This is a genomic window from Limosilactobacillus urinaemulieris (assembly GCF_014838745.1).
Lineage (GTDB): Bacteria > Bacillota > Bacilli > Lactobacillales > Lactobacillaceae > Limosilactobacillus > Limosilactobacillus urinaemulieris.
Genome location: NZ_JABUXR010000005.1, coordinates 92,359 through 105,961 on the forward strand (window position 1 = coordinate 92,359; position 13,603 = coordinate 105,961).

11 protein-coding genes, 2 tRNA genes and 1 pseudogene are annotated in these 13,603 nt (G+C 38.2%); 8 read left to right on the forward strand and 6 right to left on the reverse strand.

What is annotated here, in order from left to right:
* Positions 1–16: 16 nt before the first annotated feature.
* Complete coding sequence (locus HUK45_RS03895) at positions 17–859, reverse strand: DNA-binding domain-containing protein (protein WP_191911178.1); 843 nt, start codon at positions 857–859, stop codon at positions 17–19.
* 301 nt (positions 860–1,160) lie between these two features.
* Here HUK45_RS03895 and argF point away from each other — a divergent pair, with 301 nt between their 5' ends.
* Together argF and arcC are read left to right on the forward strand one after the other, a co-directional pair.
* On the forward strand, positions 1,161–2,168 hold the full coding sequence (gene argF, locus HUK45_RS03900) for an ornithine carbamoyltransferase (protein ID WP_191911179.1): 1,008 nt from the start codon (positions 1,161–1,163) through the stop codon (positions 2,166–2,168).
* A 13-nt stretch (positions 2,169–2,181) separates the two neighbouring features.
* Positions 2,182–3,114, forward strand: coding sequence for a carbamate kinase (arcC, locus tag HUK45_RS03905; RefSeq protein WP_191911180.1), 933 nt, complete (start codon positions 2,182–2,184; stop codon positions 3,112–3,114).
* Positions 3,115–3,258: 144 nt separating this feature from the next.
* Here arcC and HUK45_RS03910 read toward each other — a convergent pair whose 3' ends face one another.
* The 3 genes from HUK45_RS03910 to HUK45_RS03920 form a co-directional block, all read right to left on the reverse strand.
* The gene (locus tag HUK45_RS03910) at positions 3,259–3,609 is read right to left on the reverse strand and encodes a hypothetical protein (protein ID WP_191911181.1); all 351 of its coding nucleotides are present in this window, start codon (positions 3,607–3,609) and stop codon (positions 3,259–3,261) included.
* Positions 3,610–3,628: 19 nt separating this feature from the next.
* Entirely contained in the window at positions 3,629–4,546 is a 918-nt protein-coding gene (locus tag HUK45_RS03915) for an EamA family transporter (RefSeq protein WP_191911182.1), read from the reverse strand.
* Positions 4,547–4,629: 83 nt separating this feature from the next.
* Complete coding sequence (locus tag HUK45_RS03920) at positions 4,630–5,364, reverse strand: matrixin family metalloprotease (RefSeq protein ID WP_206683766.1); 735 nt, start codon at positions 5,362–5,364, stop codon at positions 4,630–4,632.
* Between the two features lie 144 nt (positions 5,365–5,508).
* On the opposite strand from HUK45_RS03920, the gene HUK45_RS03925 reads away from it, so the two are divergent.
* From HUK45_RS03925 to HUK45_RS03945, 5 genes are all read left to right on the forward strand, one after another.
* The gene (locus HUK45_RS03925; protein WP_191911183.1) at positions 5,509–5,964 is read left to right on the forward strand and encodes a DUF7679 family protein; all 456 of its coding nucleotides are present in this window, start codon (positions 5,509–5,511) and stop codon (positions 5,962–5,964) included.
* Between the two features lie 78 nt (positions 5,965–6,042).
* A tRNA-Gln gene (locus tag HUK45_RS03930) sits at positions 6,043–6,115 on the forward strand.
* 100 nt (positions 6,116–6,215) lie between these two features.
* Positions 6,216–6,545 (forward strand): hypothetical protein, encoded by a 330-nt coding sequence (locus HUK45_RS03935; protein WP_191911184.1) that lies wholly within the window; start codon positions 6,216–6,218, stop codon positions 6,543–6,545.
* A gap of 25 nt (positions 6,546–6,570) precedes the next feature.
* A complete protein-coding gene (locus tag HUK45_RS03940) occupies positions 6,571–8,136 on the forward strand; it encodes a cation:proton antiporter (RefSeq protein WP_191911185.1) in 1,566 nt (521 codons plus the stop codon).
* Between the two features lie 53 nt (positions 8,137–8,189).
* Positions 8,190–8,262: transfer RNA gene (locus HUK45_RS03945), tRNA-Glu, on the forward strand.
* Between the two features lie 1,015 nt (positions 8,263–9,277).
* Here HUK45_RS03945 and HUK45_RS03950 read toward each other — a convergent pair.
* Both HUK45_RS03950 and HUK45_RS03955 read right to left on the reverse strand, forming a co-directional pair.
* Positions 9,278–9,457 (reverse strand): hypothetical protein, encoded by a 180-nt coding sequence (locus tag HUK45_RS03950; protein WP_206683767.1) that lies wholly within the window; start codon positions 9,455–9,457, stop codon positions 9,278–9,280.
* A 442-nt stretch (positions 9,458–9,899) separates the two neighbouring features.
* Positions 9,900–10,292, reverse strand: a complete 393-nt coding sequence (locus HUK45_RS03955; RefSeq protein ID WP_191911186.1) for a hypothetical protein — start codon at positions 10,290–10,292, stop codon at positions 9,900–9,902.
* A 279-nt stretch (positions 10,293–10,571) separates the two neighbouring features.
* Between HUK45_RS03955 and HUK45_RS03960 the strand changes: the two are divergent.
* Positions 10,572–13,384, forward strand: a pseudogene (locus HUK45_RS03960) (class I SAM-dependent DNA methyltransferase).
* Positions 13,385–13,603 lie beyond the last annotated feature (219 nt).

Here is a 13,603-nt window from a genome sequence, read left to right on the forward strand (position 1 = left end):
TTCTTTTCCTTTCGATTTAATTTTGAGCACTTTCTTGAACTAGACCGTTGAAAAAATGCTTGACTGAAACCTGGCCACCGCGTGAAGCAGCACCGTTAATGATTTTCATTTCATTATGAACATTCTTGTATTCAAAAAGATTGTTAGCATATTCCAAAATAATATCATTTTCTGGATAATCAATACACATATGGGCAAGGTTATTGAGACCGGTCTTGAGATCACGACGAATTCGTTGAAGAATAATCTTTTTACCATGATCGTCACATCGAAAAATTTCATGAAAGTTAATGTTATCAAACGTGATTCCTTGCTCAATCATGACATTGATAATTCGAGTAATGTCTTGGGCACCGGAACCGGTTGTGATCCCGAGAAAACGAAGAATCGACTTCACGTTTTCTTTTTCTTTACTCTTGAAGTTAATATTGGTTGTGTTCTGATTAGCAGCGCCACTGACCAAATCAAGGATCTGCAACATCCGGTTTGACATGTTGATGTTTTCACCAATTAATTTAATGACAGTTTTTACTTCAGCAACATTCAAAGGCTTTTCGATACAAAAGTCAACTCCGGCTTGATAAGCATTTGTCCTTCCTGCAGGATCAAATGCCTGACTAACCATTATAAAGTGGGGGTGGTGGTTGCTTTGCTGAATTCGCTTAATTAGTTCAATTCCGTTAATTTGGGACAGGGACGGGTTAACAAACATAACATCAATACTTAGGCGAATAACATCCTCAAATGCCTGTTCAGCATTGAAGGTTGTACCAACAACCGAATTATTAAAGTCGTTTTCAATAATATCCTTAAGAAGAGATGTAGCGTTGTTATCATTGTCAACAATGTAGAAGTTCATTTTAATACCTCGAATCAAATTGAGTTATTTTGAGTTTATTTGAAGCAAGAGTGAAAGTCAATAATAATTCATTAGATATTGAATATTAAGCATACTGATTAATAAAATACTTGTGAAATGTATATTATTGGTCTGAATAATGTATGAATAGTGATGGCTCCGCTTTCTTTAAATGTATATTTTCGATCATTGTGAAAATAAATTTAAAGTTTTTGATGGATCATTTTGAAGCAAAATGATTTTTTTTGAAAGTGCTTACTATTATATAAACCGTAAAGAATTTCAAGGAGGAAATTTAATTATGGCATTCAATTTACGTAATCGTAGTTTTTTGACACTTTCAGACTTTAACAAGCGTGAAATGGAATACATGCTTGACCTTGCTGAAGATTTAAAGAAGGCTAAGTACGCTGGTACTGAAGGTAAGAACCTTGAAAGCAAGAACATTGCCTTAATCTTCGAAAAGAGCTCAACTCGTACTCGTTGCTCATTCGAAGTTGGTGCTAAGGATGAAGGTGCTCACGTAACTTACCTTGGCCCATCAGGCTCACACATTGGTCACAAGGAATCTGTTAAGGATACTGCTCGTGTTCTTGGTGGTATGTTTGATGGTATTGAATACCGTGGTTTCTCACAACGGAATGTTGAAACTTTGGCTAAGTACTCAGGTGTTCCAGTTTGGAACGGTTTAACTGATGAAGACCACCCAACACAAGTTTTGGCTGACTTCTTAACTGCTCACGAAGTATTGAAGAAGCCTTATGAACAAATCAAGTTCGCCTTTGTTGGTGACGGTCAAGACAACGTATCTAACGCTTTGATGTTAGGTGCTGCTGTTATGGGTATGGAATACCACGTTGTAACTCCTAAGGAATTAAACCCAACTAAGGAAGTTCTTGACAAGGCTAACGCTATTGCTGCTGAAACCGGCGCTAAGATCGTTGTTTCTAACGACGTTAAGGAAGGCGTTAAGGGCATGGATGTTATCTACGCCGATGTTTGGGTATCAATGGGTGAATCAGATGACATGTGGGAAAAGCGGATCAAGCTTCTCAAGCCTTACCAAGTTACTAAAGAAGTTATGGACGCTACTGAAAACCCTAACGCTATCTTCGAACACTGTCTTCCAGCATTCCACAACCTTGACACTGAAGTAGGTAAGGAAATCTACAAGAAGTTCGGTCTTAAGGAAATGGAAGTTACTGATGAAGTCTTCGAAAGCAAGAACTCAGTTGTATTCCGTGAAGCTGAAAACCGGATGCACACTATCAAGGCTGTTATGGTTGCAACCTTAGGTGAACACAACTAAGGAGGACTCCTAAATGGCTAAAGTAGTTGTTGCCTTGGGTGGTAACGCCCTCGGTAAGTCTCCCGAAGAACAATTGAAGTTAGTTAAGAATACTGCTTCATCATTAATCGGGTTAATTGATGCTGGTAACCAAGTTGTCATCAGCCACGGTAATGGTCCACAAGTTGGTGCAATTAATCTTGGTATGAACTTTGCCGCTGAAAATGGTAAGACTGCTGCCTTCCCATTCCCAGAATGTGGCGCAATGAGTCAGGGTTACATTGGTTACCACTTACAACAAAGTCTTCAAAATGAATTGCACCGTCGTTGGATGAACAAGAATGTAGCAACTGTTGTTACTCAAATTGCTGTTGATCCTAAAGACCCTGCATTCCAAAATCCTTCCAAGCCTGTTGGTGACTTCTACACTAAAGAACAAGCTGAACAGATCGAAAAGGAAAAGGGCTACACCTTCAAAGAAGACGCTGGTCGTGGTTACCGTCAAGTTGTTCCTTCTCCACTTCCACAGAAGATTATGGAATTGAACAGCATCAAGACCTTGATTGAAGCTGGCGATCTTGTTATTGCTGGTGGTGGTGGCGGTGTTCCCGTTATCATGACTGACGATGGCTTACAAGGTGTTCCAGCAGTTATCGACAAGGATCGTTCTAGCGCATTACTTGCTGATAAGATTGATGCTGATACTTTAATCATCTTAACTGCTGTTGATTACGTATTTGTAAATTACGGTAAGCCAGATGAAAAGGCTTTGAAGACATTAAATGTTGCTGAAGCCCAAAAGTACATGGATGAAAAGCAATTTGCTGCTGGTAGTATGCTTCCTAAGATTGAAGCCTGCTTATCCTTCGTTGAAGGTCATCCAGAGCGGAAAGCTTTGATTACCTCACTTAACGGCTTGGACGATGCCCTTGCTGGTAAGGTGGGTACTGTTATTAGCGATAACTAATCATAAGTCTATCTCTCGTAAGACTATCCGGGTAATTCTGGATAGCCTTTTTTGGTTCCAAGTATTAAGCTTTTTTAACTAAACAAGGCCCCAGACCCGAATTCAAATTCAGGCCTGGGGCTAATTATTTCTTACATCGATACTTTAGTTATTATTCTTTTTGCTGTCTGCACTAATTGTATAATTTTTTGCTTGATCTTCGTTATACCTTGCAAGAAGGATTTGTTGATCTTTATCCTTAATCAAGTTTTTAATATCCTCATCAGGTTTCAACTCAGGCTTTTCCTTAATAATTTGATCTAAGACTTCATCAGAGAACTTAAATTCGGGCTGGACCTTAGTATCACCGTTAAGAACATCAATTGTTTCATCATAGGAAAGGATCTTTAATTTCCAGCTTGTCCTATCAGCGTCAGGCTGGTGAAGAACGTTGGGATCATTTTTAAGATCCTCACGAAACCCATTCTCATCATATTTATAACCATCTTCTGCCATATTATATTCTCCTTCTTGTTTAGTTATTAGTACTCTTCTTGTAGTATGGACGAATATTGATTGCACATACCGCAACGATAACCAGAATGGAACCAAGAATATCGGCACCAGTTAGGTAGAGGTGGAAAATTAAAACGGAACCAATAGTTGCGGAAAGTGGTTCAAAGGCATCCATTAGGCTAAATGTTGTTGCATCAATATACTTGAGTGAGGTATTTGCCAGGTAGAACGGAATAATTGTTCCGATAATTAGAATGCTTGCACAGTCAATCCAAACACTGGGAACGTTTGGGATTGATGGCTGTTGGGGATGAATTGCTAGAAGGACGATTCCAGCGAACAGTAGTCCCCATGCAGTTACGTCTAACGATGGCACGCGACCGGTTTGCAACATCTTCTGCGGAATCAAGGTATTGGTTGCAACCCCAACCGCTGAAATAAAGCCCCAAAAGAGGACTGCAGGTGTAACGGCTAAGTGGTTGAAGCGACCGTGAGTGGCAATGATAAAAACACCAAGGAAAGCGATGATTGCACAAATGATTTCAATTCGTCGTGGCGGCTCATGACGAAAGACGGCTAGATAAGCGATAATGAAGAATGGGCCAACAAATTGAAGAATAGTGGCGATGGATGCATTCCCTTCCTGAACTGCCATAAAGTAAGCAAACTGGACGGGGACCAGGCCAATTACACCATAGGCAAAAATAACCCAGGTATCATGTAAATTATGGAAAATTGCAAATGGATGGTTGCCCATTAGTTTGCTGATGATAATCATAATCACACCACCAAAAATTAATCGCCATTGAGTTAGCCATAATGAAGTGATGGCTGGGCTAATATTAAAAAGGGCCTTAGCAAACAGACCAGAAATTCCCCAAAAAGTGGTTGCGGTGATTACCATTGCAAGGCCAAGAGCTTTTTTATTTGAATTCATTGAAACGATAACCTTTCTTAAAAATACACACGATGCCATTTTACCATGAATCAGCTGGTGGATTTTAAATTTTAAGAAGGAATCTAGTTATTATTAGTAGTATTAGTTTGAGCTTGGGGGGTGGTTGATGAGGTATTTTTCTTTGAATAGAGGAGCTTAACGTTTTTAATATCTACTGATTGAATTGGGTAATTAGAACCACTCGGCTGCATTACTGAAATATCATCTGTATGATGAAGACCAATTGCATGACCAAGTTCATGTTCAGCTGTATTGACGATGCGTCGTTGTGAATAACCATAGACTGGATTTAGCAGATATGCAGAGTTGAGTTCAACTCTTACGTAGATGAAGTTGCCATTGCCAGAATTAATATTTGCCTCTGTTAAACCAGCTGCGCCATCCTTGTCGTCGTCAATTGTTGTAAAAAGGATGTTAGCATTTTTTTGTTTTTTAACCACGTGGAAAGTAAAGGAGCCAGTATCGTTCCATGCTTTGATCGCCGATTTGGCAGCGCTTCGTAAAACTGGATCTTTAATATTAATAAAAATAGTGGCAGAATTTGTCGGCCACTTACCGACAGGTTTCGAGTAAGTAGTTTTCTTTTCTGTTTTTTGCGAGTTGTCTTTTGTTAATTTTGGTTTTTGTTTCTTTTTTCCCGTAACCTGGTTAATAACGTTTTGAGTGTGAATCTGGACTTCATGAATGAGAATATTAACGTTAGAGTTTACTGTTTCAATATTCTGATAAGACCAGATTGCAGTGATAAAAATTATACTATAGATTAGCGGGAGAAAGAATTTCGAATACTTCTTCATTGGATTGCCCCCCATAAAGTGCATTCTAATGAACTTCTCACAGCTTGTCTATTATTTAGAATGGATTTTTACCTATGTAAGTCGCTAATGAGAAAAGTTTTGCGGTAAAATAGTAATAACAAGGTTGCGAGGGGGAAATCGATCATGGTTGCAGCATTTAAACTCCATGTTGAACTTAGTTGGGGCGAAAAGAGAGATTACCTATTAGCAAACGATGTGGAGCCAGGCTTAGAGCATCGTTATCAAACACGAGAGAATTGGCAAGAGGTAATGAAGAATGCTTTGATTAATGTTCCGGTTGGCCCATACATTAAAGAAAATCGGGTAGTTCCGCCAATTGCGACTGCTAAAGTGTTGGATGTCACCGCGGTAGACCAAGTCGATCCAAAGTTACAACGGACACGGAGTCAATTTATAATGGCTGCTGTCTGGGAAAACCAGTCTGATGCGCAGGATTACAATTTTATGCATCATGATTACTCACGGTGGTCACAACGGCAAATTAAGGCAGATGTTAACTATTGGAATAGTGGTACTAGGCATCCATGGATTAATATGGTAACGAAATGGCGAATTTGGTTACAAAAACATCGTCACTAGTGAATTTGATTAAAATTAATCGGAAGAAAATGGTTGACTAATTAAAATTCACCGTGTATATTATTATTGTTATCTTATTGGGCATTCGCCAAACTGGTAAGGCAGTGGACTCTGAATCCATAATTTACTGGTTCGAGACCAGTATGCCCAACTAGTTAGGGTTCCGTATTATTCGGAGCCTTTTTTTATTGAAACTTTATGTGTGATTTGTTTCTTGGTAAAATACTTTTAGACATTGAGGAGAAGAGAAAATGGCAAGTAATTCTGATTCAATTTATTACGTATTAACCAAGATTAAGCATCATCCAGAACTAATAACTAGTGAAAAAGTACAGTATACCAACACAATTTCCGTTTTTATTAAGGATTCATTGAAAATTGCGGATGCTTCTTTCTATTTTCCGGATGATCGCCTAATGGTAAACCGGTTATCAAATGACTTTGTAGCTAAAAACGGTGATTTGTTGGAGGATTCCTTTGAAAAGACAAACCAGGATGAAACTAACTATCATGACGTTTGGGTGACGACAGCCCACGTTCAGAAAATGGGAGTTTATTTGCTGGAATTGTCATTTGAATAATTTTGGAATAGTGGAGAAGTAGATTATGGCATTGTTTATTTCCACGATTGTGATTACTGGGGCAGCGATCGTAGCTAGCATCATTCATGCACTCGTTCCCCGAATATCAATTAACTATGTCAGCATGATAATTGGGGTAGGGATTGCTTTAATTGTGCCGTTAAATCGATTAATCGCGCCTTTCCATTCTGAAGTATTTATGTACATAGTTGCACCACTAATCTATTTTGAAGGCCAGACGACGAGAATTAACTTGATTCGACAGTCGGTTTGGAAAATTGTTTGGACGGCTGTTATTTTGGTTGTGATTATGATGGTCGTGTCAGGAACAATCTTAAGCTTAGTAGGTGTTCCTATAGCTCTTGCTTTTTTGATTGCTGCATTAAGTACCCCTACGGACGCAACAGCGACTGAGGCAGTGTCAGAAGGATTGATTGTTCCACCAACCCAAAAATCATTTCTTAAAATGGAATCACTCTTTAATGATGCGAGTGGAATCATTTTAGCAAGCGCAACTGCTTTATGGGTTGAACAAGGAAACTTTGACTATCAACGAACGATTAGTGGCTTTCTCTTTTCAGCAATTGGTGGGATCGTTGTAGGCGTTATTTTTGCATTGATTATGATCAGCTTTCGTCGTAGCCTATATCGGTTTAATGTTTTGATTTCTAATGCACAGAATATTTTGTTCATTATTACGCCATTTGTGGTCTACTTTATTGCTGAAGAATTACATGTTTCCGGAATTATTGCAGTAGTCTGTGCGGGTTTAATGCAAAATAGCGAAAGTGCAAGTAGTCGTTTTGTGTATCCCCGACAATTTCATACTGGTGAGGTTTTGATTAACCTTTTAAATGAACTGCTAAATAACTTTGTCTTTGTTATTTTGGGTGTTCTCATTATAAGAGTTATTAGGGATGATATCTTTAACCAAGATGCGGGATTTAATTGGATTGGTATTGGGATCATTCTTTACCTTATTAATATCATCATTCGCTATCTTTTTGGTCGTGGATATAAAATGGGAAATCGTGGCAGTTGGATCTTCTCCCTCGGTGGTGTACGTGGTGCAATTACTCTTGCATTAGTGTTTACTGTTGCCAATAATGTAACAGCAACTCAATTTCGCAACATTATTTTGATTGAGGCATTGGTTGTGATCTTAAGTATGGTAGTTCCTACCATAGTTTTTCCGTTTATCCTGAAGCATGATATTTCTGAGAAAGAGACTATTCAACGAATGAACAGTCTAAAACAAGCAATGGTGGAAGAAGGATTAAAGGCTGTTCAAAATATTTATCTTCCTGACCGGGTTAGGGAAAGTGTGTGTTACGATCTCCGGGATCAAAGATCTAATAACTCACTCAAAGATTTTTGGCAACAATGGTTCCGCTTCAGTAAATCTCCTGAATTTTCGGCTGAGGAGCGAGAACTGGAACAGCGAGCACTTCGATGGGCCTTTAAGGCAGAGCGAGATTACTTGGATATGGTTTCACAACGGGAAAGTATGCGCGAATATGTTTTTCAGTTATATAACGATGTATTACTTGCCGAATCAATTCTGATTGATCCCGATAGTAAATTAAATTAATTAATGTTTGACAATATATGAGAAAATCTGTATACTTCTCTTGTATTGTTTATTGCCCGCTGGTCAAATTGGTTAAGACGTCGCCCTCTCAAGGCGGAGTTACGGGTTCGATCCCCGTGCGGGTGATTTTTTTAGTTTTAAATAAATTTTAATAGCGTGTAAACGTTGATATAAAGGCAATCTTATTTTTGAGGAAAAGCCTATAAAAGCTATTTTTTATCAATTCTGCGGAAAAACTGCGGAAAAATAAATCTTCTTGCCAACGTGATAGACTACCGTTTTTTGGTGGTCTTTTTTATTTTGCCTGCGGAAAACTGCGGAAAAATCCAGCTATTTTCTTTTAGGGGGTCTGAATTGTCGGAAAATATATAATCATCCCCACTAGTGCATCGTAAAGCATGCACAAATAAAAGGACAACGTTAAGACAGAATGCGACTGTATCAATGATTAGCATATCCAGCCCCCCTAGGGTAAAATTTTTAAAATCATTGCTTGCGTGCGAGCTGGTTGCAATGTGTGCGCTCTTTTTGAGATGGATAGAGGGGCGGGGGATGTTATAATTAATTTGATTTGCTTTTATTAATATCTCAAGGGCGCTCTCACGGTAGAGCGTTTTTTAGTGCAATCAGTGAGTTATCAGTGCAAAATTAGGCTTGATTGCACCGATAAAGCAAAAGGGCAACTAATCATCATTGGTTAGCTGTCCTTAATTGTTTAGTTCTTGCTGTCGTTCTTTGATGTGACCTAGTAGCATATCAAGATCATCTTTTGTAGCGTCTTTGAGGATAAAGCTCTTTGCAATTGAACGCCTGTTAATGTATTGTGTCCGTGCTTTATTTTTCCTGCGTTACTTGTTAATTGCCTTGTGCTGTGTTTCAGTGAGAGCCATGCTATTACTTCCTTTCAATCTTAAACTCAATTAGCTTCTTATGCTTGCGCTTGTCTTTTGGTGTGTGCATCCAGTCTTTGAACTTCTTAATACCCTGCTTCCAGAGTACTACCGTTTCACGGGGACTATATACATCTAGGGCAATGGTAACGTGCTTATGCTTTGATTAATGCTAAATAAATACGGTATTATTAAGCCATTGAGTGGGACAAAATTAAAAGGGCGATCTAGTGTGGGTTCTAGGTCGTCCTTTAATCGTTTAGTTTGGCTTTTTGCTCTTGTGCTAATGCTATCAGTTTAGTTAGGTCGTCTTTATCTGCATAGTGTTTAATAAACGTTCTAGCGTTGGATCGGTATTGATATAGTTTAGTTTGCTGTGGATGGCGTTTCTTGTATCGTTTAGTTGCTTCAGCTTGTGCAAGTGAAACCATGATTAAACATCCCCTTAAACTTTAAATAGCGTGGAATATCTTTTAATAGTGTGTACTTTTGTCTTGTATACGACTAAACTCATGTTATAATTACAGATGTAAAAAGGCGCTAGATTGTGCGATAATCTAACGCCCGGCGTTTCTTGCTAGAGGTTTTCAAGCGTTAGTAGGTCAAACTATTAACGCTTTTTTAGTACCGTTAGAATGATCATAATTACAATTACTAGCATTTTACAACTTGTAAAAGTAACGCTAATCACCAAGGTACTTCACCCCTAGACAAGAAAAGAAACACTTTCAAGACCAGCGCCTCCGTTTCTTGCTGTACTTGTAAGTCGTTGGTCATTGTCTAGCATTTAACGCCTTGATAAAAACTAGGGGAGCTACCCTTAACTTTTATCATGTCTCTGATTATATATTTATGCTTAATACGTGTAAATATTTATTTAATTAGCTTCGTGTCTTTATCTGGTATCAGTGAGTAAACCAATAACAAGGCTTTACGCTGTTTATTTTGAAGAGTACGCTCTGATATTTTCATGTCTTGCTGTTGTAATTGCTCCAGCGTTTGATTAACAGAGTAAGACTTGATAAAGCGATATTTAATAATTAATCCACTGGTTAAGTCGTGTTGCTTAACCTTGTTGATGATATTCTCCCGTTCTTTAAGCTCATATAAAGCCATTGAGTGGGTAGTTTCATCTTTTGCTGTAATGTAATTAGCATTCTTAAAGGTTAGGCGCTTGGCAATTAGTGAGTAGTCGTGGTTCTGCTTGAGGTAAGTCTTAGCAATTTTAACGGCTGTCTTGTCGTCAATAGCGGGGATGATTGACACTGTTAACTCGCTCCAATATAATTAGTTTGCTTTTATTTTTATACCAAACCGGGCACTTTTATTAGGGGCACTTTTTTTGTTATAATATTTTTAACCATTACAGCAGAGAGTGCGTCAATTGGCGTGCTTTTTTGTTGTAATACTGCTAATTAAAATACTCCGCTCGTTGCTGATGATAAAGGCAACGGGCTTTTTTAGTATGTATTATAAATATATCCTTTAAATCATTATTTACAGGCGAGATAATAAAATCATCAATTCAGAAAGGATTTTGTTTGTATGGCAACTAGACAACAGAGTGCCCGTGAGTTTGTTAAGACGTGGTCATCTCCTAATAAGGGACGGGAAGATGCTGATCGGCAAACTTTTTGGAATGATTTATTACAGCGAGTATATGGAATTAATGATTATTATAACTACATTACGTATGAGAAAGACGTTCAAGTAAAATCAGGTGGCAAGGTCACTACTAGGCGAATAGATGGCTATATTCCATCAACTAAAGTCATGATCGAAATGAAAGGTAAAAAGATTAAAGACCTTACCAAACCACTGAAACAATCTGGGGGGGGGGCGACCTCACGCCTTTTGAGCAAGCCAAGCGTTATGCTAACTTCTTACCCAACAGTGAGCAACCTCGTTGGATATTAGTTTCTAATTTCAACGAGATTGATATTCATGATATGGAAAAGCCGTTGGCGACACCGACAGTAATAAAACTTAGTGATTTACCGCAAAAAGTAAAATTACTAGAATTTATTGTTAATGCCAGTCAACAAAAGGTAATTGACGAAAAGAAACTCTCAGTTGATGCCGGTAATCTAGTAGCAAAAACATATCATGAATTAACTAACGCCTATGCGCAAGGACGGGGTGTTGATGTTAACAGTCCAGAAATTCAACGAAGCTTAAACATGTTAATTGTCCGTTTGGTCTTTTTGCTTTATGCAGATGATAGCAACTTGTTTGGTAAAGATAATATTTTTCAAGCTTTTATTGAGCGAAGAGAACCCCGTGATATACGCCGAGACCTGTCAGCTTTGTTTAAGGTGCTAGATCAACCAGAGAGTGAACGTGATCCATACCTTGACGATGAATTTAATCAATTTGCCTATGTGAATGGTGGGATGTTCTCCGATGAAAATGTAATCATCCCCCAGTTTACTGATGAATTAAAGCGATTGATTGTTGAAGAAGCTGGTGCTGGTTTCGATTGGTCGGGAATCAGCCCCACAATATTTGGTGCAGTATTTGAAAGTACGTTAAACCCTGAAACAAGACGCTCTGGGGGGATGCACTATACCAGTATCGAAAATATCCATAAAGTGATAGATCCATTATTTCTAAATGATTTACATGATGAATTTGATAAAATCCAAAATATGGGAAATAACAATCAACGAGTAATTAAAGCTCGTGAATTTAGAGAAAAACTGGGTAAATTGAAATTCTTTGATCCAGCTTGTGGCTCTGGTAATTTTCTTACTGAAACCTATTTATCTTTACGGAAGATGGAAAATGAATGTTTACGGATTATTACTGGTGATCAAGGAACACTCGCAATTACAGACGATAGCGATCCAAAAGTTAAGATCCAGAATTTCTATGGAATTGAAATCAATGATTTTGCTGTTTCAGTTGCCAGAACAGCAATGTGGATTGCCGAAAGTCAAATGTGGGAACAAACGAAAGACATTACATTTGCCAATAAAGACTTCTTACCGCTAGATAGCAATGACTCAATCTATGAGGGTAATGCTTTAAGGATGGATTGGTCTGATATTGTTAAGCTTTACGACTTGAATTATATAATGGGGAATCCTCCATTTATTGGAGCAAGGTTAAAGACCCCTGAGCAAAAGGAAGACATGAAAAACACCTTTAACGGCGCTAAGGGTGTTAATAACCTAGATTACGTTAGTGCATGGTATAAGAAAGCCAGCGGTTACATCCATAACACTACCATCAAATGTGCGTTTGTTTCTACGAACAGTATAAGTCAAGGTCAACAACCAGCTATTCTGTGGAGCACCATTGATTCTAAAGTTCACATTAACTTTGCTCATAGAACCTTTGTGTGGGATAACGAAGCGAAGAACAAAGCTCACGTTCATGTTGTAATAATAGGATTTACTGAAGTGCCACGTCAGGTAAAAGAAATATATGACGGTAGTAATGTTATTCAAACAAAAAACATAAACGCTTATTTGTTGCCCGGCCCAAACATATTAATCAATTCTAGGTCGAAGCCTATTCAAGAAGTGTCGCCAATGAATTTTGGGAGTATGCCTAACGATAAAGGTTGGTTAAGTGATTTGTCCAAAGATGACGTGGATAATTTTAAGCAATCATCCCCAGCCATCACAAAGTTTATACATCGGATTCTTGGAAGTAGAGAACTGCTACATAATGAGCAGAGATATTGCTTGTGGTTAGATGGAATAGAACCATCGGAATGGATCGGCATCAAGCCGATTAAAGAAGCCGTTGATCACGTAAAAGAATACAGACAATCTAGCAAACGAAAAGCCACACAAAAACTCGCATTAACACCATCATTATTTGGAGAAATACGTCAGCCAAATCACAGCTATTTAGCGATACCCCGTGTGTCCTCACAAAACAGAGAGTACATACCAGCAACTCTTGAAGAGCCGGACGTTATAGCAACAGACGCACTACTCATCATCCCAGATTCATCACTATATGAATTTGGGATAATTGAGAGTAAAGTTCACACCGCATGGATTAAGCGTGTGGCTGGAAGACTGAAAAGTGACTTTAGATATTCTGCAAAAATTGTATATAACAATTTTCCTTGGCCACAAGCCAACGATAAGCAAAAGCACAGAATAGAAATGACTGCACAATCAATCTTGGATACACGTAAGGAATCACCTAACAGCTCTTTAGCCGATTTATACAATCCGTTAGGGATGACCAGAGGTTTACACAAAGCTCATGAAGCAAACGATAGGGCAGTCTTAAAAGCATACGGATTAAAGCCATCTGCTAGTGAATCTGAAATAGTACAACATCTTTTCAAAATGTATGAAGAATTAACAAAAAAGGACAAACGGAATCATGAATAAAAAATAATTGTTGGAATTTATCGTGTATAAAAGTCGATGCGCGTTCCTGCAGTATCAATAAACTAACCCCCGTTAAATAAAAACGGGGGCTTTTTAGTATGTTCTATTTTGATAGCAAAAGAGGGGCGATCATTGCTCGTTTTTGCTTTTAGTTTTGACGTAAAACATGATTTGTCAAGGGCGGTTTTAAATTGTCATTTTATGGCGGTTTAAAAATAT